This window comes from Ruegeria sp. CF8, assembly GCF_056537285.1.
In genome coordinates, this window is record NZ_JBQFRG010000011.1 from 65,902 (window position 1) to 89,426 (window position 23,525).

Sequence of the window (23,525 nt, forward strand, 5' to 3'; positions counted from 1 at the left end):
GTTGAAGTCGTTTTACTGATCGTCGGGTTGATCGCCCGTCGGAGAGAATTCAAAAGAACAAAGCTTGGTTCGCTCAATTCGTCCATCAGAATACCGCGCTTCCTGATCGAAGGTAGCATATTGTTCCAAGTGCTTCCGAATTTCTTGTGTCACGGGAACTGGTTCACCGTTTTTGAACAGAATGGGGTTCGCCATTTCGGGACCAATTGGCATTAGAGTATAGGTTCCACCGTAGCGGAGGGTTGCGTTCTCGGTCATTGTCTTACTCATCGTTGAAGGAAGTGATGCGCCCGCTGAGTGCGGAAGCTAGTTGAGTGCAGCGCTGGGCGCGGGTTGCTTCAGGCGACGAATTGGTTTCGCTCCTAGGAAGACCCCAGCGTTCGGACAGAGTAACGGATCGTGTTTCGTCCTTAGCCGGTTCGTTTTTGACAGACCTGAATGGCCGCTGGTTTGCTCCACCCTTTACGAGGGATAGGAAACTTGGTTCCGGGTCGGTCAATGCGAGTGCTGTGATTTCGTTGGTGTGCGGGATACGTTTCATGCTGCCGCACCCCGCTGTTTAGCATTTTCCCACGCCTCAATTTCCGACAAGCGCCAACGTGTGCAGCGCTCAGAAAGCTTAAAAGGTCTTGGAAATGTCGGGTCGTGTTTGAGCCAATGCCAAATCGTGCCCCGATGAACATTCAATCGCTGAGCGACATTCTTATCGCTCAGTAAAAATTCAGTTTTTTGTCTCATTGTCGCCTCGTGTGCTGATACGTCGTGTATCGTCACACTGGCAATAATACCTTGGGACGCTCTAGCCGGATGTACCGGCTATTTGAGGGTAGCGTTTGAGAAGTTGGAGATTGGCACCTTGTGAACAGCCTAACCCCTTTTGGGTCGCTAGGCGCGCCGAATTAGACTTTGAATGTCCTTGCGCAATTAGCCCGTGCATGAAGTCAAGTCGCGCCAAAGTTTCCGGGTCGATTTCCGAAGATCGTTTATCGCGATTTTCGTCGAGACCTTTAAGTACTTTCTTGCCGGTCTTAACCGTTCGAAAATGAAGCTTTCTTGCTTCTTTTTCTTCCATCAATCGTCCGAGTGCTATGAAGCCAGAAATGATGCCTTGCAGATCAGGTGAGGATAAATCGATCTCAGCCTCAGCAGCGTTTTCTTCGAGTGCAATCAGCCTTCGGGTCATTTTCGCATCGAACCATTCATCCGAGAAGTAAGGGGGTGTATGTTCCGCATCTCCAGCAGAGGCTTTTAACTTCTCGTATCCGATTATCTTCTTGATTTCGGCCAGACTTGCAGCTTTCCCGTTGCTCAAGGCTTGTTCAACTTCCACCGGGTCCGGTAGGGGGCCGGTTGCAGGGAATAGGATTAGATACTCCGACACCTCGGACATTTCATCGCTAGCAATCAGATTCTTTTCAATCAGCTTCCTTTTTGAACCCGGGTTCATCGGTGTACTCCGTGAATTTGCACCACATTGTTTTCGAATTGTTCCCCGGCCAAGAAGTCAGCCCAAGCATCCATCATAGTCCGCCGTTTTTCCAACATATCTCCCCGCCGGTAGGCAGCTTCTACGCTATTATTGATCTTGTGTGCCAAAGCGACTTCAGCCATGTCGCCGGGGAAACTTGTGCACTCAGAAACCCAATCTCGAAATGTGCTGCGCAAACCATGAGGGACCGCTGGCCGTTTGCTCACGCGGTCAAGAAACCCCGGGCCGTCTTGTTTCACGTCTGTTTCGTGTAAACGTTTCATGGTAGCGCTTAACGTCATATCTGACATTTGGCCGCCCTTTGGCGCAGGGAACACCAAATCACTATCCGAGAAACGCGGGATGGCGTGCAGCAATTTAATTGCAGCTTTGGACAGTGGAACACGATGCTCACGCTTCATCTTTGTTCGATCCGCCGGGATGATCCACATTCCGACATCTAAGTCCAATTCACTCCATCGTGCACCTCGCACTTCTTGAGAACGTGTCGCCGTCAGCGTGAGGAATTCAAGTGCGCGGCTGCCAAGGCCGTCTCTATCTTGAAGATCGGACAGCCAACGCTGCGTATCCTCGACCTTCAGTGCAGGCTGATTGTGGGTTTTCGCGATTTTGGAAGGGGCGGGGAGAAGCTCCTTCAGATTGTTTGCCCACCGCGCCGGATTATCGCCAGACCGATGCCCTGCAACGGTGGCCCATGACAGGACCGCTTCGATGCGACCTCGTAGGCGGGATGCAGTCTCAGTTTTCGTTCGCCATATCGGTTCGAGTACGCGCAATACATCCTGAACGGTGATGTCATCCACAAGCATGGACCCAAGTTCAGGTACGGCGTGTGTGGTCAGAGTGTTTCTCCATTGTTGCCGGTGTTTCGGGTTTTTGTGGGCATCCAATTTAGCGTCCAAATACCGATCAACTGCGTCTGAGAATGACAGACCTCTGCGCTGGGCGGCGGCAAGGGCAGCCTTTTGGGCTTTTCGTTCTTCCACTGGATCAATGCCGTTTTGAATTTTGTCTTTTTGTTCGCGAGCGATTTCTCGTGCCTTGGCGAGAGGAACGTCAGGATAGCCGCCAAGGCCGATTTCACGGCGTCGGTCGCCGACAGTAGTGCGCAGCAACCATGTTTTGCCGTTGTTTGGGGTAATTTGCAGGAGCAGCCCACTTACGCCACCAACTGCGACGTTCATATTGAGCGATTTGCCGTTGCGGGAGGTTCTTCCATCGTGTTGCATCCGTTTGACATCAAGCGCAGACAGTTCCTTGGATACGCGCGGCATACTACACCCTCCTACTTACCCGCCTAAAATTATACTATCTTGTACTACAACTTGAGACGTCGTGCGACATCAATGTTGCAAAATATCTGCATAACCTGCTGAAAAATTGCGATTTAGTACCACGGATCGCGACGCTATCATGGCGGTTCCTCGGTCCGCCACTTTCCTTTGTGTCAGGCGACACATAGTTCTGCCACCAGCGACAGAACCCTGCCATTTTCGCCTCACTTCCTTCATCCAGCACCTAGACCGATTTCAATGATCCTGACTTCCCTTTTGGGAAAATCAGGGCTGATTTGCAGATCAGACGCCGAAGGCGCATGTTCCTGCTGATCTGCCACGTGGCGAACGCGGATGTTGCCTGCGCAGTGCCACCATCGATCCTGCCGCTTCGATCATCAAACGCCACGTCTTCAACTGCGAGCTCGTACCACCCAGCTCTTTGGCAGCACCGGTTAATGTAGCGTCAAGCTAATAAAGCCGATCGACGGCTGCGGCTTTGAACCCATCCGTAAGCGTCCGTCTCAATTGTCCCATTCCATGCTCCTTTCGTGGACAGCGATAAATTACCCCGATGTCCGGAAACAGGGCGAAGTTCAGTTGAGATATGCACTCTAGGGCAGACATTGTTACGCCTAATAAGACGTTACGCCTAATAAGACCGCATTCCGCTCAGAATTGAACAAGGCTGTATTCTCCGGTAGCGCTTGAAAAGGCCCTATCACCTCGGCAATCCGACAGGATTATCTGTGCCCGCGTCGTTTCAAGGTTGTAGCCGAATGACTTTGCCATTTCGAGCGAGACGTTGGCGATCCGCGCGGCTCCTCTCCGATCTCCCCGCACAAAGAGCATCAACGCATAAAGCGTTGTTGCCCGGTTTAGCCTCAGACCCATCGAGTGACGCTTGGCGATCGCAATAGCCCGCATCAATAGTCTTCCGGCGGTCGTCGTCTCGCTCTCGGCTACCAACAAACTGGCGCGGTACATTAGGCATTCACATTGCAGACTCCAGATTGACATACGCGAGGCGTAGCTTTCGATGTCGTGCAGCATTCCAAACGTTCGGTCTTGCGGGATAAGACCGCCTTCCTTTGTGGCGATCGAGTTAATTCGTATTGAAACCAGGTTGCAGTGATGGCGCACATCCTCGTGGCCACCGGTTTCCGCAAGCACCGTGGCTCGGTCGATGTTCTCGCGGGCCAGTTCGGGTTGAGTCTTCGCCAAAAAACGCGCGCGATGTTGCAGCATTATGGCCGAAGCGCGGGTTGCAGGCAGTTGTTGCAGTGATTGGGTCACCTCTGCGAAACGGTTGTCGAGACCTTCGTGCAAGCCGGTAATATGATCCAGAACGCAAAGGTAGCCTTCGGCTAGACGAAACATCGCACATTTGCGGGGTCGCGCGGCCTCTTTTACCTTCTCAAGCCGTTGTCGCGCCGAAGAAAGCCGTCCTCGCTCAAGCTGTACGATGCCATGGTTGAGGCTGATGTGGTTGTAGTTCGGACCACCCGGTGTTCGCCCTTCGATGTGTTGATTGAACTCGGCAGCCTGTCGCAGAAAGCCAAGCCCATCCGAAAGGGCACCTTGGGCAAGAGACACGACGCCCAATTCGTTGTAGAGCCAGACGATTTCATCCCGGTAGAGCGCATTGATGTGGCGAAATTCCTGATCGGGTTGCGTCTCGACGCTCTGATACTCTTCATCCAGCAATTCCCACGCCAGCCGAACGATCCAGCGCAGCCGCACTTTATAGGTCTCAAGATACCCACGTTTTTGTAGTCCAACGGGTTTCGAAAGTGTGTCACTCAGCCGCGAAACAATGGCAACGGACAGGTTGGACCGAACAAGGCTGAGCGAAGCGCGCAACGCCTGTACTCGAACGGAACGGTCTTTGGTCGTAAACAGCCAAGGGGTTATTCCGGACTCACGGTTCGATATGTCGGGGTATTGGCTTAGACCAAGTAGAAGAGACCGTAGGAACTTGTAGCTCTCGGACGACAGACGCGGGCCGGTTGAGGGCATCGCGGCATAAAGCGTGGGCGCAAATGAGTTCACTTTAACCGGGTCGTCAGCCCCAACATTCAGCTTCGAAATTGCAAAGCGCTGCACGATCCGGTGAAGTGCATAGCGGAATTCGAGGTCTGCGGGCCAGGACTTTTGCTCAGTACTCGGCTGTTCTTTCTCCAAGGCGACCAGCCTTGGATGCGGGTCAAGCCGAAACACCAGACCACGGTACGCTAGGGTCGTCAGCGCCCGGACGATGAAGCGGCGGCGTGAGTTTTCAAGCTCGACGCCGATGCGATTGAAATACTCGCGGATGTCCGGCAAGCGGACAAGAACCGCAGAGCCGACTGGTGAAGCGATAACCCCGAGATGGCGAATGAGCAAAAGGTGCAGGTCACAATCCAGATCCGGGTCGCCGATCTGATGATATCCACGATAGCAGCCCAGGACTGCTTCCAGAACGTGCTCATCTCGTTTTCTGATCCCGAAATTCCGGCTTTGCTCAACCGTTGTCAGAATGAAATTTGAGGCCCGCTTACCCGCATCAATGGGTTTTTCGGCGTGGATCACCATATGCTCGGCGGCGGCAATCAAGATGGTCAGGGAAAACCGGCTGTCACCCAGCCGCTGCCGCACAACACGCCATTCCTGTCTATGGGGATCATGCCGCAGCCGTTTGCGCAACGCCGCGAGAAGGCGCGTTTTCTCCCTGTCTGTGTTTTCTGGCGCTGCTTCGCTGTCTTCATCAAACACACTTATATCGGCTGCTCTACAAATTCTGTCGGTCAAAACCTCTCGATCAGATTTCGTCCTATCCAATTCTGACGGTAGCGAGCTGATTCTGTTTATGGCGGTTTGAATTTCGTCCGTTGCACTCCGTTTTTTCCGATCTCTTGATTTGTCGAGCAGCTCTTTGTCTTCGTCCAGAACACATCTGCGCACGATGTCACGGGCAACCGCCAGCTCACCTTTGTGGGGAAGTTCCCTGCGCTTCCAAAGCACGCCCAGTGTTTCATCCGAGACCGTCAACGCATTGTTGGTGCAGGCTTCGAACGCTTGTCTTGCGTCTTCTAACAGTTTGGTATGTTCGCTATCCTTATCCTCTTGAGCCGTTGGTGGGTTGGCGAGAAACAACGCGGTGGCCAGTGTCGGAAAATTGTCGATCAGAAAGGTCGTCGGGTTCACTGGGCGCGCGAAGTGAATGAAATGTCTGGCACGCTCGGTGCCATTCGGGCTCAGAGCGTCATCTTCGATGATCATGCTGTTGCGGAGACGGCGCTTTACCGTCTCTTCTGCACGCTGCGGAAGAGACGGTCGGTTCAGAAGCCGCCGATGAGGCGCATTATTCTTTTCAGATTTATCTTTGCGAACCGACCACGGCGGGCCAAGACCTTTTTCCGCCCCAACGAACACCACGTCGATCGGCAGGTTCTGATGATCGGGACCTGTTAGGATGTCCAAGAGCATTTCGATTTCGGTGCTCTTGGTTCTGCGCTGCACATCGAACAAAAGTTCCGCGGAACTGATCGAAATCATAAGGCGCGGCCTGATGCGGGCAAACCAGTTGCTTTGCGCCACTTTGTCGGATGCTTCGCCATAAGCAGCAAGCGCCGCCCTAAGACGCGTCATCCGTGAAACCTGCCGCTCTGCCTTTCGGACCGCCTTTAGGTTCTTTTCAAGTGTTTCCGGCTCGACACCTCCGCGCTGAGACAGTTGAATTGCCTCGCTGCGCACCGCCTCGACCAGCATATCAAGGACCGAGCCGATTTCAGGCGAAAAACTAAGATTCACAAAGATTGCGCCGCTGAGCGACACGCCCTGATGCCGACCCCAGACAGCGCGTGTATACAGGTCAAGGCCTCTCCGGCTGGCCATGGCCGCCATGAATGTGCCTTTGCCGATACCCCGGTGGGCGGCAACAGTGAGAAGTGCACGTTGATCCGGGGCAAACCCATCCGGTTCCGACCGCCCGTCAAGGGCGGCGATAAAAGTATCGAACGCACGGATTTCGGTGCGGACCTGCGGTTTCAGCGCTCCGGGATCCTGCTTGGTCCGCAACGCCCCCGGCGGCAACTTGTCTTTTTCAAGACGCGACATGTCGGTGATGACGCTGTCGACGCTGTGGCGCACATAGCGGCGTGGTTCACCGGGTTCGACGGGTGGCACATCCTGGAACCGGGCGACCCGATGCGGGGGGCTTTGCTGAAACCGCTTCCACCACTGACGTTGCTCTTGAACGATGCTTTCAAGCGCCGCGTTCATGCAGCTTGTCCGCACTCCACCGGCCAAACCATCAAGCATCAGAATTCTTGCGGGAAGGCCGCGCTTGAATTCGTCGTCGCTCAGATTGCTTCTGAGCCTGAGCGTCATCGCAAGCATCTCGGTCAGAAGGTCAAGTTCGAAGCTCAGGAAATCGGCGCTGTTGACCGGGGGATCAACATCGCGATGTCGGCTGGGGGCATTGCGCGGGCGAACCGGGACAAAGGTGCAGTTCACTAGTTTCAGCGAGCGAGACTTTGAGGATTCAGACAGAATACGCTTACAAATGTCCCTAACTTGCGCCTCAGATGCCTTTTTTTGCTTCTCTTTTTCCTTGTCGCTATTGCCTGTTTTTTCATTTTGCCCAGCTTCCATGAGCGGCGTTTTGAGACCCAGTAGTACGCGCAGCGCGGGAGTATCTTTAGAATATCCTGTATCCGCCAGATCAGGACCTATCGGTTTGACAGCCTTTTCAAGCGCTTTGAAAATCTCAACCGCACCCGCGAGATTTGCAGAAGTTTCGTCAGCGGGCGTTTCTGGATCGTCCTGAATTGCGCTTCGTTCTTTTTCGACCCGCTCGACCAATTCGGGGCATTCTTCAATTTCCTCATCGTCGTAGTCAATAAAGGCCTGCGTAACCTTCCGCATGGCATTGATCAGGGAAAGAACGCGGTTCATCCAGTCAAGACCGTATTCCTTTGGATCTTGTCTGTTTTCTTCTGTCCCGGTCACTTCTGCGGGGCTTTCAACTTGCTCCGCTTCCTCGGTCAGGGACCTTAACTGAACCGCGCCGCTGCCGTAGAAAATCGTGTAAACACCATAGCGCAGGAAAAGCGCGGAAGAAAACTTGGTTCGTGCTTCTATACTGCTGTCAGCAGGCAAAAGTGCGATTGATGTGTAGCCAATTGTCCGGTCCCGGTTCGAGATAAACTGGCGGAGCGGGCGCAAAAGGTCTGTTTCGCTCATCCCGAGCCCCAGAAAGACCAGCGGCGCCCCCGAAAAGACCAGCGAAATGCCCTCATCTGCCGTTTCGCGACCCGGCCCCTCAGTCATGTATAGTTCCATGTAGTCGCGTTCGGTGATGACAAGGTTGTCTTCGTGCGTCGCCCGGCCATGCAGATGATAAACTGCGGCGTCGTGCTCGCCTGCTTCGATGGCAAAGCCAATCATGTCGGCCGCAGTTTTTTCCGAAAACGTCTGATCGCGTAGAACCCCTCCGATGCTATCGGTGCGAAAGGCGTCGGGATCGTGTTTCACCGAACCAGTGGTCTCGGACAGACCGTCCGGTTCCGGTTCATCGGCGAAGGTGCGATAGCCTGAATCCTGAAAAAAACGCTCGATCTCGAAATCGTAATTCGTGGTGACGTACCGGCGAATTCCCAGATCGCCCACCGCTCGGCGCAAGGGATCAAGCATCGGGGCGATGATTGACTTTCGGTTCTTGAAATCCGTGATCTCGGGAGGAGAAAGAACGCCATCTCTATCAAACAGCCTGTCGTAACTGGGTTGATCGCCTGCTTCAATACTACTTTCGATCTCGTTTTTCTTCCATTCTTTCAAAGACGTGAGACGGCAGATATAAACCGAAACCAGAAACCGCGAGGACGGTGAAAGAAAGATGCGTTCGCCACCCGGATCGACAGTTCTTTCGGACGTGACGAACGCATTCAGCTTTTCGTACACGACACTGTCCATATCCTGCCACTCGGGCAAGTCGCCATTAATCCTGTGCATTTTGATCAGCCGTTTGGCGACGCTGATCTTGAACGGCGTCAGGACACGATAACGTTCTTGGTTTTCGCGAATCCCGTCCAGATCGCGCTTGAGATTATCAAGCTTGAAGATGTCGAGATTTTTGGTGAACTTGGTCCACTCGCGTCTTATTTTTTTGCTTTTTTTACTTTCGGGATCCTTGCCGCGAAACACGCCGTTTCTGAGCAGCAGCAAAGCGTGAGGGCATTCATCGACCAGCAAAGCTTTGGCAAGTGTCTCGAACTTCAGTGCGGCCTCTGGTCTGGCCATGCGTTCAGCGAAGTCATTGAAACAATTATAGTATTCTTTACGAAGCGTTTTTAGCGGCTCGATATCATTGTAGTTATCAAGTATCTTCTCGAATTCACCTAGAGAATCTACTGGTGCCGATGACTTCTGGTCAGCGCGCGCGCCAAGTCTCGCGTCTTTTAACCACTCTTCCCAAGACTCCGTTACGGCTCCGCCCTGCGGCAAATCTGGCAGGAATAACGAGATATGCCGGTACAATTCGTGGTGCAATTGCTGGGCCACCTCGAACTTCACAGGCAGTTCCTCACCGCCCGGAAAGGTTCCGTCATCGCTGCCAGCCAAATCAAACGTCTGCTTCAGCCGTTCGATCTGAAACTTGGCATACAACAAGGCACTGCTGCGGGTGCGCAACCATCGCCAGACGTTGTGGGCCTCTTTTTGACCCCAGCCGGTTTCATGCTTGGCCTCGGTGGACTTTTTTTCCGGATCAAGGTGGTGCCATAGGTCCAACTCTTGTTGATTGCCGAATTTTGGAACGCTGCCGTCCCATTCGGCCATCGGTAAAACGTACAAGATCAGCTTTTCGATCAATTCAATCGCTGCTGCCGACAATTTGAGGAACGACTCGGAATTTGCGTCGGCAATGCGTTTCTGCTCGGCCTCCCATTCTTTCCAGCCCAGCCTGCCATATCCCATGGACAGACCCGTTCCGGCAAAAGCTGTGAGATTTCGCGCATGTATCGCACGGAACAACAATTGTTTCCCGCGCCCTTCGATCAACCCGATATCCAGGGTGTCGTCGATTTGGTGGATCGTGTAGGGCCAATGCCTAAGCTGATCCCTGACCTCGGCCAATTGCTCTTTCGTTGACTTACTGTGGCTGTAACCCTCTGTCACCGTTTACCCCCACGCACTATCCACACCAGCCTGCCTAGAAAGTTAACGCAGCTTATGGGCAATTCTGCCAAGCTGAGAAGCTTTTTTTGTTGCAATGCGTACTTACGTGCGAAACGCTAAAGACGGCGAGCGTGATTACCCGTGGGAATCTGATGAGCGAAATCGAAACGACCGAAGACCTGCCAATCCTTCTTTTTGGGGACGCAATCGACGATCGTTACATCCTGCCTTTGAAACGCACCGGTGCGACCGGACAAGGCAGCGACTGGAAAAACTACGACCAGTTTTTTTCCTTTCAAGAAGATGGCGGCGTGCACATGACGCAACTTATGCTGAATTTCTTCCGGGAAGGAAAAACCCGGCCATTCGTTGCGGAAGCCCCAAAGAAACTTGAGTCTTTGGCAATTTTGCAGGACGTTGAAACCGATGACAAAACCGGGCTGCCGAAGAAAACCCGATCGGTTGAGGCCAGTGACGGCTCTGAATTGACGCCTGAAGAGCAAAAGGAAAAGTATTCCAAGCTCAATTTGCGTGTCGAAAAAAATCTTGGGTATCGGGAAGTCGAGGAAAAACGCGGCTCGGAATCAACTGAAGGCCTCCCCGTGCCTGATCACGAAATCGTCGTTATAAATGATGCGGGAAACGATCTGCGGAAAGAAAACTGCAGTCAGGGCAAGTTCCTGAAGACGGTCCTGAGCTCGACCACAAAAACTGTGATTCTGAAAATGCATCTTCCGCTGGCCGAGGGTGAGGTCTGGACGTCCTTTTCTGAGGCAAAAAATGCTTCTCGTCGGGTCGTGTTCGTTCAAGCCGAAGATCTGCGGCAACACGGTATCCGTATCGCACGATCACCCTCTTGGGATGCCGTGGTCGATGATCTGCGGGATGCGATGGCGGACGACGCTTTCCGCAAGTTGATGCTTACCGACACGTCGCTCATCGTTCTGTTCGGCGTCGAAGCCGCAGCGCTGATCGACACCGGTACAGATGATCAAGAAGCCTCGCTTCGTCTAGTATGCGATCCCAAGTCCCGCGAAGGAGACACTGATGTGGATCTTCCGGGCAGCATGATCGGCAAGATGAATGCCTTTCTTGCGGCTTTCGTCGACCGGGTACTGGACCTTGAGGCAAACGGTGATTTGGGCGAAGCCGTCTGCTTTGCGATGCAGACAACGCGGGCCTTTGCCACCGACAGCTACCTCGTTGACGAGAAGGGGCAATTGCGTCCTCGTGACATCAAGGCAAGAGTGGAAGCCGAGCAACAAGCCGATGATGGCGAACGCGTACACTATGTTTTGATTACGCCGGACATCGGCGACACGGCAAATCTGTTGCGCGACGCTATTGACCAACTTGTCAGCGTGCCGCTCGATTCACCCCGCGCAGGTGACGACAGCTTTGACGCAAAGGTCCGATACCTTGCCGAAACTATTGTGCTTTTTGGGCCCGATGGCCCCCTTGCAAACCTGCCCCATGCCAGAATTGGTGGATTGCGAACCCTGGACCGCAACGAGATCGAGTCGTTGCGTTCAATCGGCTTACTCATTCGTGACTACAATGCGGACAAGTCTCGCGCCACGCCGATCTCATTCGCCGTTTTCGGTGCACCAGGCGCGGGCAAGTCGTTCGGGGTCAAACAACTCGTCGACAAGAACGAAAACCCGACGTTGGAATTCAATCTAAGCCAGGCAACCGAAGACACGTTGCCATTGTTCTTTCAGGAAATCCGGGACGTAAACCTGAAAGGAAAAGTGCCTTTGTGCTTTTTTGACGAGTTCGATTCAGGTGACAGGCAGCTGATCAAGAATTTTCTCGCTCCGATGCAAGACGGTGAGTATCGCGACGGGGACGCGATCCGCCCTGTTGGGCGCGGGATTTTTGTCTTCGCCGGAGGCACGGCCCCCAGCTTTGCCCGCTTTGCCGGCATCGATCGTGACCTTAAGATGTCTGCGAAAGAATTGGCCGATGCCGAAGAATTGGAGAGCAAGCAAAAGCTGCCTGATTTCGTATCACGGCTTAGCGGCTATCTTGACATCGCAGGCGTCGCCAGTTCGAACGGTGCCGAAAAAGCAACTGTCGCATTTCTGCACCGGGCGCTTCTTTTGCGATCACTGCTGGAAAACAAGTTTACGTCCTACGCCCCAAAGAAACGTCAGGCGGCGCTGACATACGATCTGGTGAACTGGCTTCTGGAAGAATGGTCTCCGCAGCATGGCGCTCGTTCGCTCGAAACAATCCTCAGAGGTATTGTATCCAATACGTCAACCGGTATGCTTGGTCACTCTGATCTTCCCGGACCGGTACAGATGACAATACACACCGCACGATGACCGGTGTCGTCACCTTAATCGTCGATCATTTGCTCGCGTCTGGGTTTGAATGTAGGTGGTTTCGATGAAGCTATCGTAGATCAGCTAGAAGAGTCACTGATTTCCCCCAAAGATCATTGCGCACACGGATTAGCTGTACCTTTGGACCTCGATTAACAATTCCAATGTCGGCTTCCCGCCCGACCTGCAGGGGGTCGGCGAAGTCCACTGGCAAGCGGTGCCTCGCCCCGCCGTTCAAGGCCCGAGTGTTTATTGCATACGTGGGGCTGGAAGTGGGCACGCTGCTGGGCCAAGTCATCTGTCATGGAAGCATGGAGAAAGATCGAGAGAATCCGAGGAATTGCGCAAGACGATCAGTGAACTTATCCGAGCCAATAGCGAATTGCTGAAAAAGATCCGCTTACCCAGCACCAACCAATGTCAAGGCAAAGCAGTCGTTTGATCGCACTGTTTCGATGGCCGCCTCGAGCCCAATGTTGTCGATGGCTCATACCGTAGAAGCTTTGCCCAACGAAAAAATAAGTTAGACGCACGTCCTGGATTGCCACGTCCGCTGAGGCTTTGTTCCTGCCGGATGAGCTGTCGCCAGGAACAGGCAAAGATTGAAATAAGAAATCCGCTGCGGCATTGTCCGGCCTATGGAATTTCTGGACTTCGGACATAACCCTTGGTTGGTGGTTACATCGTTCGTTGTGGCGCTTGTTGCTGGCGCTACGGGATTGTCTTTGACGAGGGATTTGTCCGAAAAGTCGCTGTCACAACGCAGGTTGGCCATCGCGTTGGGTGCCGTTGCTTTGGGCGGTGGTATTTGGTCGATGCACTTCGTAGCTATGCTTGGCCTGAGGCTGCCCATCCTTTTTTACTATGACGCGGCAATTACGCTAGCGTCCGCGCTTATTGCGATCCTAATGGTCGCCCTGGCGCTTGTGCTGTTGCATTTCACCGAGCGTTCCAGGGGGATCATCATAGCTGCCGGAGCAATCGTAGGTGCCGGCATCTTGGCGATGCACTATGTCGGAATGGCTGGTATGCAGCTTTGCAAACCCGTTTATACCCTGCAAGGTGTGCTTGGGTCGTCGGTATTGGCCATTGTCCTCTGCATTCTCGCTATTGGCATTGCGTACAACGAGCGTTCCAACAGGAACATCGCGATCGGCACACTGTGTTTCGGCGTGGCTGTCTTTTCAGTGCATTTCCTGGCCATGGCGGGAACCAATTTTGTGGCCTTGCAAAATATCCGAGAATTTGGGCCCGTCATCAGCAACGAAGTCATGGCCGTTGGGGTGATCCTGTCGAGCTTTGTTATCTTCGGCGCGTTTTTGTGGGTTGGCACAACTTATCTTGTGCCTACGCAAGCCTCAGAGTTCTCGATCACAGACGTGGAAAAAAATGAGCCTTCACCGGACCAGACCCCGCCCATTCGCATCCCTTGTGAAAGAGACGGAGGCAAGGTCTTTATCGCCGCGTCGGACGTTGTATTTGTCAGGGCGGATGGTCACTACACGCAGGTCTACACCCGCACGGAGAAGTACTTCTGCGTCTGGCCGATCACTGAAGCGGTCAAACGGCTGGAGCCAATTGGTTTCTTGCGCGTGCACCGCAGTTATATCGTGAATCCTAACAAGGTTTCACGATTTGAACGGACCAAAGATAAGGGACAATGCACCTTTGGTGAGGCCGATCTTCCCCCGGTTCCGGTCAGTCGATCAAACCTGAAAGCAGCATTGACCGCCTTCGGGTAACGCGCGGTATCCCCGGCGGCGCAATTCGTGCGTCCTGAGGCGCATTTCGTGCAAAATTATCGAAAACAAAGTGTTTTCTCGGGCCAACCACCCCACCTCGCGCGAGCTTCTCTAGCAGCCAGAACAGTTGCTGCAGGGAGGAGAGGCAATGATTCCAGCTGCCTTTGAATACTATAGACCAAAGGATTTGGCGGATGCTCTGTCCGTTTTAGTGGAGCATGGGGATGACGCACGCGTGCTCGCAGGCGGGCACAGTCTGATACCCATGATGAAGCTCCGCATGGCCGAAGTGCCACATCTGATCGATTTGCAGGATGTGGAGGGTTTGAGCGGCATATCCATTGAGGGGGAAAGCATCCGCATCGGCGCGATGACGACACAACATGATATCATCGACAACGCTCAACTGGCGGCATTAGCTCCGATCATGCGCGAGGCTTCGTTGCAGATCGCTGACCCGCAAGTGCGCTACATGGGCACGGTTGGCGGCAACGTCGCCAATGGCGACCCGGGCAATGACATGCCGGGTTTGATGCAGTGTCTGGACGCGACCTTCACCTTGGTCGGGCCGGATGGTGAACGCAAAGTCGCAGCCCGCGATTTCTACGAAGCGGCTTATATGACTGACCGTGAGGATGAAGAGATCCTGACAGCGGTGGAGTTCGATGCGCCAAAGGGCGGATACGCCTATGAAAAGCAAAAGCGCAAAATCGGCGACTACGCCACCGCTGCTGCTGCGGTCCTTTTGACTAAAGAAGGTGGGGCTTGCACCTCGGCTTCCATCGCGATGACCAATCTGAGCGATACGCCTGTTCATTCTGAAGATGCTGGTGCTGCGCTTGTCGGCACGTCTGTGGATGATGCGGCAATCAAAGCGGCCGTGGATGCCATGTTGGGCGACATAGACCCCACCCAGGACAACCGCGGTCCCATCGAATTCAAACGTCACGCAGCGGCGATTATCCTGCGCCGTGCGATCGAAAACGCCTGGGCCAGAGCCTGAGGAGAGAGATCATGTCAAAGAAGAAACATTTCACTCTAACCGTGAATGGCGAGGAGCAAGAGTTCCTGGCAGAACCGCGCGAACTGCTGATCCACACCTTGCGCGAACGGCTGCGCAAGACCGGTCCGCACATTGGCTGCGAGACCTCGCATTGCGGCGCTTGCACCGTGACCATGAACGGCAAATCGGTAAAATCCTGTACCGTGTTCGTAGCGCAGGCTGACGGTGCCGAAATCACCACTATCGAAGGGCTTGGTAACCCAGACAGCCTGCACGTGTTGCAGGAAGCGTTCAAAGAACACCACGGGCTTCAATGCGGCTTCTGCACACCGGGTATGATCACCCGCGCATCAAAGCTTTTGGAAGAAAACCCGAACCCAACCGAGGAAGAGGTGCGCTTTGGCATGGCAGGTAACCTCTGCCGCTGTACCGGGTATCAGAACATCGTCAAATCTATCCTCGCCGCCGCGGCCGAGATGAACTCTGCGAAGGAGGCGGCACAATGAACAAGGAACTGACCCGCGAAGAACGCGCCGACGCGCTGGGAGGAATGGGTTGCAAACGCAAGCGCGTTGAAGATGCTAGGTTTACCCAAGGCAAAGGCAATTATGTCGACGACATCAAACTGCCCGGCATGCTGCACGGTGATTTCGTGCGTTCGCCCTATGCCCACGCCAAGATCGTGTCGATCAATGCCGAGGCCGCATTGGCGCTGGACGGCGTGATTGCCGTACTGACGGCCGAAGACCTGGCCCCCCTTGGTCTGCACTGGATGCCGACGCTGGCGGGCGACAAACAGATGGTTTTGGCTGACGGCAAAGTGCTCTTCCAAGGTCAGGAAGTGGCATTTGTGGTGGCAAAAGACCGTTATATTGCTGCTGATGCAGTGGAGCTGGTCGAAGTTGAGTATGAAGAACTCCCCGTTTTGACCGATCCCTACGCAGCCTTGGAATCCGACGTGGTTCTTCGCGAAGACCTGATGGGCGAAGGTGGAGCGATTCCAGATGGGGCCCACGGCCCCCGCAAACACCCTAACCACATCTTTACCTGGGAAGTCGGCGAGAAGGACGCGACCGAGCAGGTAATGGGGGAGGCTGACGTGGTCGCTGAAGAGATGGTGTATTACCATCGCACGCACCCATGCCCGCTCGAAACCTGTGGCTGCGTGGCTTCAATGGACAAGGTCAACGGCAAGCTCACGCTGCATGGCACATTTCAGGCGCCCCACGCTATCCGCACCGTGGTCAGCCTGATTTCCGGCATTGAAGAGCACAACATCCGCGTGATCTCGCCCGACATTGGCGGCGGCTTTGGCAATAAGGTTGGGGCCTACCCCGGCTATGTGTGCTCGGTTGTGGCCTCGATTGTCACCGGCGTTCCGGTGAAATGGGTCGAGGACCGTATGGAAAACCTGATGACCACCGCTTTTGCCCGTGACTACTGGATGAAAGGTAAGATCAGCGCCACCAAAGAGGGGAGGATCACCGGTCTCTGGTGCCACACGACAGCAGACCACGGCGGTTTTGACGCCTGTGCCGACCCGACGAAGTTCCCAGCTGGGTTTATGAACATCTGCACCGGGTCTTACGACATCCCGACCGCGTATTTGGCAGTGGACGGCGTCTACACCAACAAGGCGCCGGGCGGGGTCAGCTATCGCTGCTCCTTCCGTGTAACCGAAGCCGCCTATTTCATCGAACGCATGATCGAGGTTCTGGCGATAGAGCTGGACATGGACGCGGCCGAATTACGCCGGATCAACTTCATCAAGAAAGAGCAGTTCCCCTATCAGTCCGCGCTTGGGTGGGAATATGACTCGGGCGACTATCACACTGCTTGGGACAAGGCGCTAAAGGCCGTCGATTACGAAGGGCTGCGTGCAGAACAAGCTCAACGGGTCGAGGATTTCAAGGCGGGCAAAACCCGAAAACTGATGGGCATCGGCCTGACGCATTTCACCGAAATCGTCGGCGCTGGACCCGTCAAGAATTGCGATATCCTTGGTCTTGGCATGTTCGACAGTTGTGAAATCCGCATCCACCCAACTGGCTCAGCAATCGCGCGCCTTGGCACTATCTCACAAGGCCAGGGCCATGCCACGACCTTTGCGCAGATCCTCGCAACCGAGATTGGTCTGCCGGCAGACAGTATTACCATCGAAGAGGGTGATACGGACACTGCGCCCTACGGTCTTGGAACATACGGCTCGCGCTCGACGCCGGTAGCCGGTGCTGCGACCGCGATGGCAGGCCGCAAGATCCGCGCCAAGGCACAGATGATCGCGGCCTACCTGTTGGAAGTTCACGACGATGACGTCGAATTCGACGTGGATCGTTTCGTGGTCAAAGGCGCGCCTGAAAAGTTCAAGACGATGAAGGAAATCGCCTTTGCCGCTTACAATCAGGCGATTCCGGGCATCGAGCCGGGTCTGGAAGCGGTCAGCTACTATGACCCGCCGAACATGACCTATCCCTTTGGCGCCTATGTCTGTGTGATGGACATCGATGTGGACACCGGAGTGACCGACATTCGCCGCTTCTATGCGCTGGATGACTGTGGCACCCGTATTAATCCGATGATCATCGAGGGCCAGGTGCATGGTGGTCTGACCGAGGCGCTGGCCGTCGCTCTGGGGCAAGAGATTGCCTATGACGAGATGGGCAACGTTAAGACCGGTACGCTGATGGACTTCTTCTTGCCGACCGCGTGGGAAGTGCCGAATTACGAGACCGATCACACCGTCACCCCCAGCCCGCACCACCCAATAGGTGCAAAGGGTGTCGGTGAAAGCCCCCATGTGGGCGGCGTGCCCTGTTTCTCCAACGCGGTGAATGACGCTTTCCGTGCCTTTGGCCTTCGTCACACCCATATGCCGCACGATCACTGGCGAATCTGGAAGACAGCGAACGACCTGGGCCTTCACGGCTAAGTTCCGGGCGCGCGCGGCAGGGATGGCGGCGCGCGCCTTATAAACCACTTGAGGCTCTGATGACCTGGACCGATCTTCAATCTGCACTTGTAGAACAGAACTATGTCGCCTCAGACGATCTGGCAGTGTCGCTGCATTTGGCTTTGTCATTGCGCCGTCCTCTACTGCTGGAAGGTGCAGCGGGCGTGGGAAAAACCGAGGTTGCCCGAGTACTGGCCGCGGCTCAGAACACGCAATTGATCCGCCTGCAATGCTATGAAGGTTTGGACGCTTCTCAGGCAATCTACGAGTGGAATTACCAACGGCAACTGCTGGCGATCCGTGCGTCCTCTGAAGCAGGCGAAACCGGCAAGGCGGTCGAGGATCGGATATTCTCGCGCGAGTATTTGTTGGAGCGCCCCTTGCTGTCGGCGATCACGCAAGACGTTTCTCCGGTTTTGCTGATCGATGAAATTGACCGCGCGGACGAAGAGTTCGAAGCTTTCCTGCTTGAGATCCTCGCCGATTACCAAATCACCGTGCCTGAACTTGGCACCATCAAAGCCACCACCGTGCCAACGGTTATTCTGACTTCGAATGGCACACGCGACTTGTCGGACGCGCTAAGGCGCCGCTGCCTTTTCGCTTATGTCGATTATCCCGACAGGACAACGGAACTCGCGATCCTGAAGGCCCGTTGTGCTGGGATTGAAGCGCTGCTGGCGGATCAAGTGATCGGGTTCGTCCAGGCGTTGCGCAAGGAAGAGCTGGAGAAAGTGCCCGGAATCGCGGAGACACTGGATTTTGCCGCCGCGCTCATGGGGTTAGGGATTGCCGATCTAACGGAAAACCCGGCAGCCCTCCAAGCCACACTCACGACACTTTTAAAAACTCAGGGCGATCGCGCACATATCACCACCGAAGTGGCACAGCGCATTGCGGGGAAGGCCGCATGACCCGCGTAACCCGCTTTGCCGGCCGCGATCCCGGCGCCACGGCGCGCATGGCGGGGTTCCTGGCCCATTTGCGCGAGAATGGTCTGCGCCTTGGCGTGCAGGAAACCGAAGCGGCTCTGACGGCCTTGACCTATGTTGAGGCAGCTAAGCCTGCAGAGGCGCGTTGCGCCCTTAAGGCTGTCTGCACGGGATGCAAGGACGACGCGCAGAGGTTTGATTTTTTGTTCGACAGTTTCTGGATGGATGCTGGTCGCGTGCGAACAAAGGTTATGCCGAAAATGTCCGCCCCTACAAAGGGCGATGACAGCGTACATTCGTCACGAGATGCCAAAGGAGAAGACGTTGGAGGCGCTGGCGATGCGACAGCGCCGGACGGAGGTGACGGTGATGCCGAAAGTGATGGCGACGGTAAGCTGATCGCCACCGAAATGCGCAACCTGTCCCGGCGCGACCTACGTGATCTGGTACGGGCAGAAGAGATTGCCGAGGCCGAAGAGGTTGCCCGCCGCCTCGGACAAGCGCTGCGTGACCGTCGCTCCCGCCGCCGCATCGCTGCCCGTAAAGGGGACCGCCTGCATTTCCGCAAAACAATCCGACGCAGCCTGGCAACAGGGGGCGAACCCATCCGCCTCATCAAGCGCAAACGCCCTGATCGTAGTCGTAAAATCGTAGCCCTATGCGACGTTTCTGGCTCCATGACTGTATATGCGCAAGTGTTCCTGGCCTTTTTGGCCGGCCTGATGCGCGGTGATCCAACTGCCGACGCATATCTGTTTCACACACGCCTCGTGCGGATAACCGAGGCTTTGCGCGATAAGGACGCGATGCGCGCCATCGGACGGATGTCCTTGATGGCGGATGGGTTCGGCGGGGGCTCCAAAATCGGCGAAAGCCTGGACCGTTTCGCGGCTACATACGCGCGCCGTTTTGTCGATGGGCGTTCGGTCGTGATGATCCTCTCGGACGGCTATGACACCTGTTCCCCTGACCACATCGACGCTGCGTTGACCAAGTTGCGCAAACGCGGCTGTCGCATTCTTTGGCTGAACCCTCTCAAAGGCTGGCGCGACTATGCGCCCGTAGCAGCGGGTATGACGGCAGCATTGCCTCATTTGGATCGCTTTTACGCAGCCAACACGCTGGCGGAACTCGCCGCGTTGGAGAAGGAGCTGGTTTCGCTATGACCCCCGCTGAGTTGTTTTCATCAGACCTGGCAGAAACAGCCCTGTCTCTGCGCGCCAAGGAACAACCATTTGCCTTTGCCACAATCGTGCGCACTGCGGGAACCACTGCGGCCAAACCTGGCGCAAAGGCAATCATTGGTGCGGATGGCACGATCTTGCATGGGTTTCTTGGCGGCGGCTGCACCCGTGGCGCTGTGAGGCGGGCCACGTTGGAAGCCATTGAAACCGGCGCACCCAAGCTCGTGTCTGTCGCGCCGGAAGACTTTTTAAACGATATCGGCGTCAGTGCCGGAGCAATGATGGAGGGCGTACTCTATGCGCGCAACGGTTGTCCCTCTCGTGGTACCATCGACATCTTTATTGAGCCCTGTCTTCCCATGCCAGAGTTGACAGTACTCGGGAACTCACCGGTCGCAGAGGCTTTGGCACAAATCGCACCACATTTTCACTGGTCGATCACGCGTGCCTTGGATGGGGAGAATGCACTAGAAAAGATGAGAGCGGTCGTCGTTGCGACGCAAGGGCAGGGCGATCTGGACGCCTTGCGCGACGCGCTTGATTACGATGCAAACTATGTCGCTTTTGTAGGCAGTAAGAAGAAGTTCGCTGCCCTGTCTAAAAAGCTCTCTGAAGCTGGTGTGCCCGAGCTCACACTCGCGACCGTCTCAGCCCCAGCTGGTTTGGACATTGGTGCTGTCACACCTGAAGAAATCGCGCTGTCTATCCTGGCGGAGCTGGTCGCTGTGCGCAGGAATTCCGCAGAAAGAGATCCAAATGCGTAAACTTTTCAAAACCTTAACTCGTATCTTCAAGCCCTCTAGAGAGCAGGCTGAGGTGCTTGCCAAGATCAAATACCCCTGTTGCTGAAAAAAGAAAGGAACCGCCATGGAACTGGCCGACGAAATTATAATCGATGCCCCGCGGGACGTGGTTTACGCTGCGTTGAACGACCCCGAAATACTTAAACGCTGTATTCCCGGTTGCGAAGAGCTGATCAAGAAATCTGACACCCAACTTGAAGCCAAAGTAGTTCTCAAAGTTGGGCCCGTGAAAGCGAAATTTAGCGGAGATGTCGTGCTCAAAACCGACGGCGCGCCAGAGACGTTTTCGCTGGATGGTCAAGGCAATGGTGGCGCAGCTGGCCATGCAAAAGGCGGCGCCGACGTAACTCTGACCGAAAATGGCTCTCAGACCATTCTGCGCTACGAAGCCAAGGCCGTAATCGGCGGCAAGCTGGCGCAACTTGGGAGCCGTCTTATTCAGAGTACAGCAAAGAAACTTGCGGCCAAGTTCTTCAAATCCTTTGCAGACGTCATGTCGGAGGAATCCGTTGCTTGATCCGCACGTTTATCCGGCGGCAACAGCTTCGTTTTCGGTGCCGCATGGCACAGTCGATGTCCGAGCATGAAGACATTGTGCGTGCTCTCGACAATGGCGATCCCTAGGAAACAGCAAATACGTTGCGCTCACATATCGCTGTGCAGGGGGAAAAGTTCCGCAACCTGATGGCGTCACTAAAGAACGCACCCGAGTAACACTTCGGACTGCGGATTATCAGAAATCCCCAATAGCTTCGATCAGCGCAAAAAAGCCGCCGCACAAGATATCTGCGCGGCGGCTGGCTTTGCCTATTGGACGACCTCGCTGTAGTCGCCGCGGACTTGCACCATCACTGAAACGTCGCCCGAGTCGCGGTTGCGCCAGAACCAACCATGCTCACCTGCAAAGGCCGCATCAATGCTGCCTTCGGCACCGGTCGAGCCTCGCCCCTTCTCATAGGTGATCGACTGCCCGCCACCGTGACCGTGCAGGTCAAAGTTCACCCGACCGCCCGTCACAACCATACGATACTCGGCTGTCGCGCCTTCTTCCATGACCAGCTTCCACTCAGCCGACTCTCCCGGAGTGAGGATAAAGCTGGTTTCATCCTGCCAGACCTCGGCCTCTTGCGCATGGGCCGAGCCGACAAACAGACCAAGGACATCGTTCATCAAGCTCGACTGATCCTGGCTTTCAAGCTGGCGGTCTGCTTCGGCCTCGTCTGCAAGCTGCGATTTGATTTCACCCATCTCTTGCAGTCCGAGCACACGGCCCACGCCAGTCGGATCAATCCCGTATTCGGCCGGCAATACTACCGTAACAAGGATCACAGCGGCAGACGCACCTGCAATGATGGTCGAGCGGATAAGCTGAGCCGAGCTTGGCAGTTCCTCAAGACTTGGTCTTTCTGTATTGAACATTTTCTGAACTCCGTTACGCGGCGACAAAATAGCCGGTGATTTGATAGCCCATCAGGATGAACCCGAGGGTCATCATGACGACGTTTACGCTGTAAGCTTGTTGGAAGAAGTACGGGCTTTTGCGCCAGAACCCCATGACGATAAGGATGATTGCAAGGGCCGTAAGCTGGCCAAGTTCCACACCCACGTTGAACGCCAACAGATTGGCAAGAAGCCCTTCCGGTGCGATATCGTAGTCGAGGATCTTGGTTGCGAGCCCCATACCGTGGAACAGGCCAAAAATCAGCGTCGCAGCTTTGGTATTTGGCTGGAATCCCAGCCAGCGCTGGAACGCGCCGAGATTGTCGAGCGCCTTGTAGACGACTGAAAGTCCGATAATGGCGTCGACGATATAGGCGTTTACGCCCCAGCCGAACCACACTCCCAACAGCATTGTCGTCGAGTGACCGATCGCAAAAAGGCTGACATAGATGCCAACATCTTTGGCTCGGTAGAGAAAAAACACGACGCCAAGCAGGAACAGGATGTGATCGTAGCCTGTGACCATGTGCTTGGCCCCAAGATACATGAAGGGGATGATGTTCACGCCCCAGATTTCCTGGATATAGCCCGCGTCGCCCTCGGTAACGTTGTGGGCCAGCACCTGAGACGTGCTTAGCGCCAGATTGGTTATGATAAGGGCCAGCAGGAGCGTCGCGCGCCTGTCCAGACCCCGAGAGATTAGATTCATGGATGATCTCCGTTGTTATGTGATGTCGAAAAACCCCGATTGGGGCGACGTCACACGCGCGGAGGTCGTTCTATACCCATGTTCCTAAACGGGCCGTCCGGCACCCTGTCGAACGCCCAGTCATCCGGCAACGAGGCCAGTGAAAGCGCATTTCCCGCTTCTGGTAGAACCATTTGGCTGTGGTCATGATCGGCACTATCGTGACTGTGCCCGTGCATCGCCCACAACAAATCTTCTTCAAACCCGTGGGTATGCCCGTGCTCTGCAATAATCTGCAAATGCTCCTGCACAGTTTCGATCACTTTTGGAGCATGGCCAGAGTTTGGCTGTAGCGACCACACGATCAAAGACAGGCAAACCAATGCTGCCATTGCATTTTGCGTATATCTCTGAACTGCTCTCACGCTAACAGGTGCCTCTGCGGCTTTGTTATATCCCCTCCGGGGGGTTATCTCGGCTTATAGGACAAAACCACAAATTCACGCAAGCCATCCCGCGCCCGTAGCCCGGC

The 23,525-nt window shown here is 54.9% G+C and carries 17 protein-coding genes and 1 pseudogene; 10 read left to right on the forward strand and 8 right to left on the reverse strand.

Going from position 1 to position 23,525, the window contains the following annotated elements:
• Window positions 1–12: 12 nt before the first annotated feature.
• The 5 genes from ACR0EV_RS20535 to ACR0EV_RS20555 form a co-directional block, all read right to left on the reverse strand.
• On the reverse strand, window positions 13–258 hold the full coding sequence (locus ACR0EV_RS20535) for a hypothetical protein (protein ID WP_480801795.1): 246 nt from the start codon (window positions 256–258) through the stop codon (window positions 13–15).
• 279 nt (window positions 259–537) lie between these two features.
• Window positions 538–738 carry a helix-turn-helix transcriptional regulator gene (locus tag ACR0EV_RS20540; protein ID WP_170397617.1) on the reverse strand — a complete coding sequence of 67 codons (201 nt, stop codon included), beginning with the start codon at window positions 736–738 and terminating at the stop codon, window positions 538–540.
• Between the two features lie 61 nt (window positions 739–799).
• The gene (locus tag ACR0EV_RS20545) at window positions 800–1,447 is read right to left on the reverse strand and encodes a hypothetical protein (RefSeq protein WP_480801796.1); all 648 of its coding nucleotides are present in this window, start codon (window positions 1,445–1,447) and stop codon (window positions 800–802) included.
• Entirely contained in the window at window positions 1,444–2,763 is a 1,320-nt protein-coding gene (locus ACR0EV_RS20550; RefSeq protein ID WP_480801797.1) for a tyrosine-type recombinase/integrase, read from the reverse strand. The genes ACR0EV_RS20545 and ACR0EV_RS20550 overlap by 4 nt, the downstream gene beginning before the upstream one ends.
• A 672-nt stretch (window positions 2,764–3,435) precedes the next feature.
• Entirely contained in the window at window positions 3,436–9,921 is a 6,486-nt protein-coding gene (locus tag ACR0EV_RS20555) for an SIR2 family protein (protein ID WP_480801798.1), read from the reverse strand.
• A 152-nt stretch (window positions 9,922–10,073) separates the two neighbouring features.
• On the opposite strand from ACR0EV_RS20555, the gene ACR0EV_RS20560 reads away from it, so the two are divergent.
• The 10 genes and pseudogenes from ACR0EV_RS20560 to ACR0EV_RS20605 all read left to right on the forward strand — a co-directional run.
• Entirely contained in the window at window positions 10,074–12,251 is a 2,178-nt protein-coding gene (locus ACR0EV_RS20560; RefSeq protein WP_480801799.1) for a hypothetical protein, read from the forward strand.
• Window positions 12,252–12,889: 638 nt separating this feature from the next.
• Window positions 12,890–13,993, forward strand: coding sequence for an MHYT domain-containing protein (locus ACR0EV_RS20565; RefSeq protein ID WP_480801800.1), 1,104 nt, complete (start codon window positions 12,890–12,892; stop codon window positions 13,991–13,993).
• A 148-nt stretch (window positions 13,994–14,141) separates the two neighbouring features.
• Window positions 14,142–14,996, forward strand: coding sequence for an FAD binding domain-containing protein (locus ACR0EV_RS20570; RefSeq protein WP_480801801.1), 855 nt, complete (start codon window positions 14,142–14,144; stop codon window positions 14,994–14,996).
• A gap of 11 nt (window positions 14,997–15,007) precedes the next feature.
• On the forward strand, window positions 15,008–15,502 hold the full coding sequence (locus ACR0EV_RS20575) for a (2Fe-2S)-binding protein (RefSeq protein WP_152457016.1): 495 nt from the start codon (window positions 15,008–15,010) through the stop codon (window positions 15,500–15,502).
• Entirely contained in the window at window positions 15,499–17,925 is a 2,427-nt protein-coding gene (locus ACR0EV_RS20580; protein ID WP_480801802.1) for an aerobic carbon-monoxide dehydrogenase large subunit, read from the forward strand. The genes ACR0EV_RS20575 and ACR0EV_RS20580 overlap by 4 nt, the downstream gene beginning before the upstream one ends.
• A 59-nt stretch (window positions 17,926–17,984) precedes the next feature.
• A complete protein-coding gene (locus ACR0EV_RS20585; protein ID WP_480801803.1) occupies window positions 17,985–18,860 on the forward strand; it encodes an AAA family ATPase in 876 nt (291 codons plus the stop codon).
• Window positions 18,857–20,044, forward strand: coding sequence for a vWA domain-containing protein (locus ACR0EV_RS20590; RefSeq protein WP_480801804.1), 1,188 nt, complete (start codon window positions 18,857–18,859; stop codon window positions 20,042–20,044). The genes ACR0EV_RS20585 and ACR0EV_RS20590 overlap by 4 nt, the downstream gene beginning before the upstream one ends.
• Window positions 20,041–20,826, forward strand: coding sequence for an XdhC family protein (locus ACR0EV_RS20595; protein ID WP_480801805.1), 786 nt, complete (start codon window positions 20,041–20,043; stop codon window positions 20,824–20,826). The genes ACR0EV_RS20590 and ACR0EV_RS20595 overlap by 4 nt, the downstream gene beginning before the upstream one ends.
• A gap of 103 nt (window positions 20,827–20,929) precedes the next feature.
• On the forward strand, window positions 20,930–21,382 hold the full coding sequence (locus ACR0EV_RS20600) for an SRPBCC family protein (RefSeq protein ID WP_480801806.1): 453 nt from the start codon (window positions 20,930–20,932) through the stop codon (window positions 21,380–21,382).
• A gap of 14 nt (window positions 21,383–21,396) precedes the next feature.
• A pseudogene (locus ACR0EV_RS20605) lies at window positions 21,397–21,579 on the forward strand (FCD domain-containing protein); the annotation flags it as partial.
• Window positions 21,580–21,672: 93 nt separating this feature from the next.
• On the opposite strand, the gene ACR0EV_RS20610 reads toward ACR0EV_RS20605, so the two are convergent.
• The 3 genes from ACR0EV_RS20610 to ACR0EV_RS20620 are packed head-to-tail and all read right to left on the reverse strand — an operon-like array spanning window position 21,673 to window position 23,385.
• Window positions 21,673–22,284 carry a transmembrane anchor protein gene (locus tag ACR0EV_RS20610; protein WP_480801807.1) on the reverse strand — a complete coding sequence of 204 codons (612 nt, stop codon included), beginning with the start codon at window positions 22,282–22,284 and terminating at the stop codon, window positions 21,673–21,675.
• Between the two features lie 13 nt (window positions 22,285–22,297).
• Entirely contained in the window at window positions 22,298–23,014 is a 717-nt protein-coding gene (locus ACR0EV_RS20615) for a HupE/UreJ family protein (protein WP_480801808.1), read from the reverse strand.
• 50 nt (window positions 23,015–23,064) lie between these two features.
• Window positions 23,065–23,385: a hypothetical protein gene (locus ACR0EV_RS20620; RefSeq protein ID WP_480801809.1), complete on the reverse strand. Its 321-nt coding sequence runs from the start codon at window positions 23,383–23,385 to the stop codon at window positions 23,065–23,067.
• Window positions 23,386–23,525: the final 140 nt, after the last annotated feature.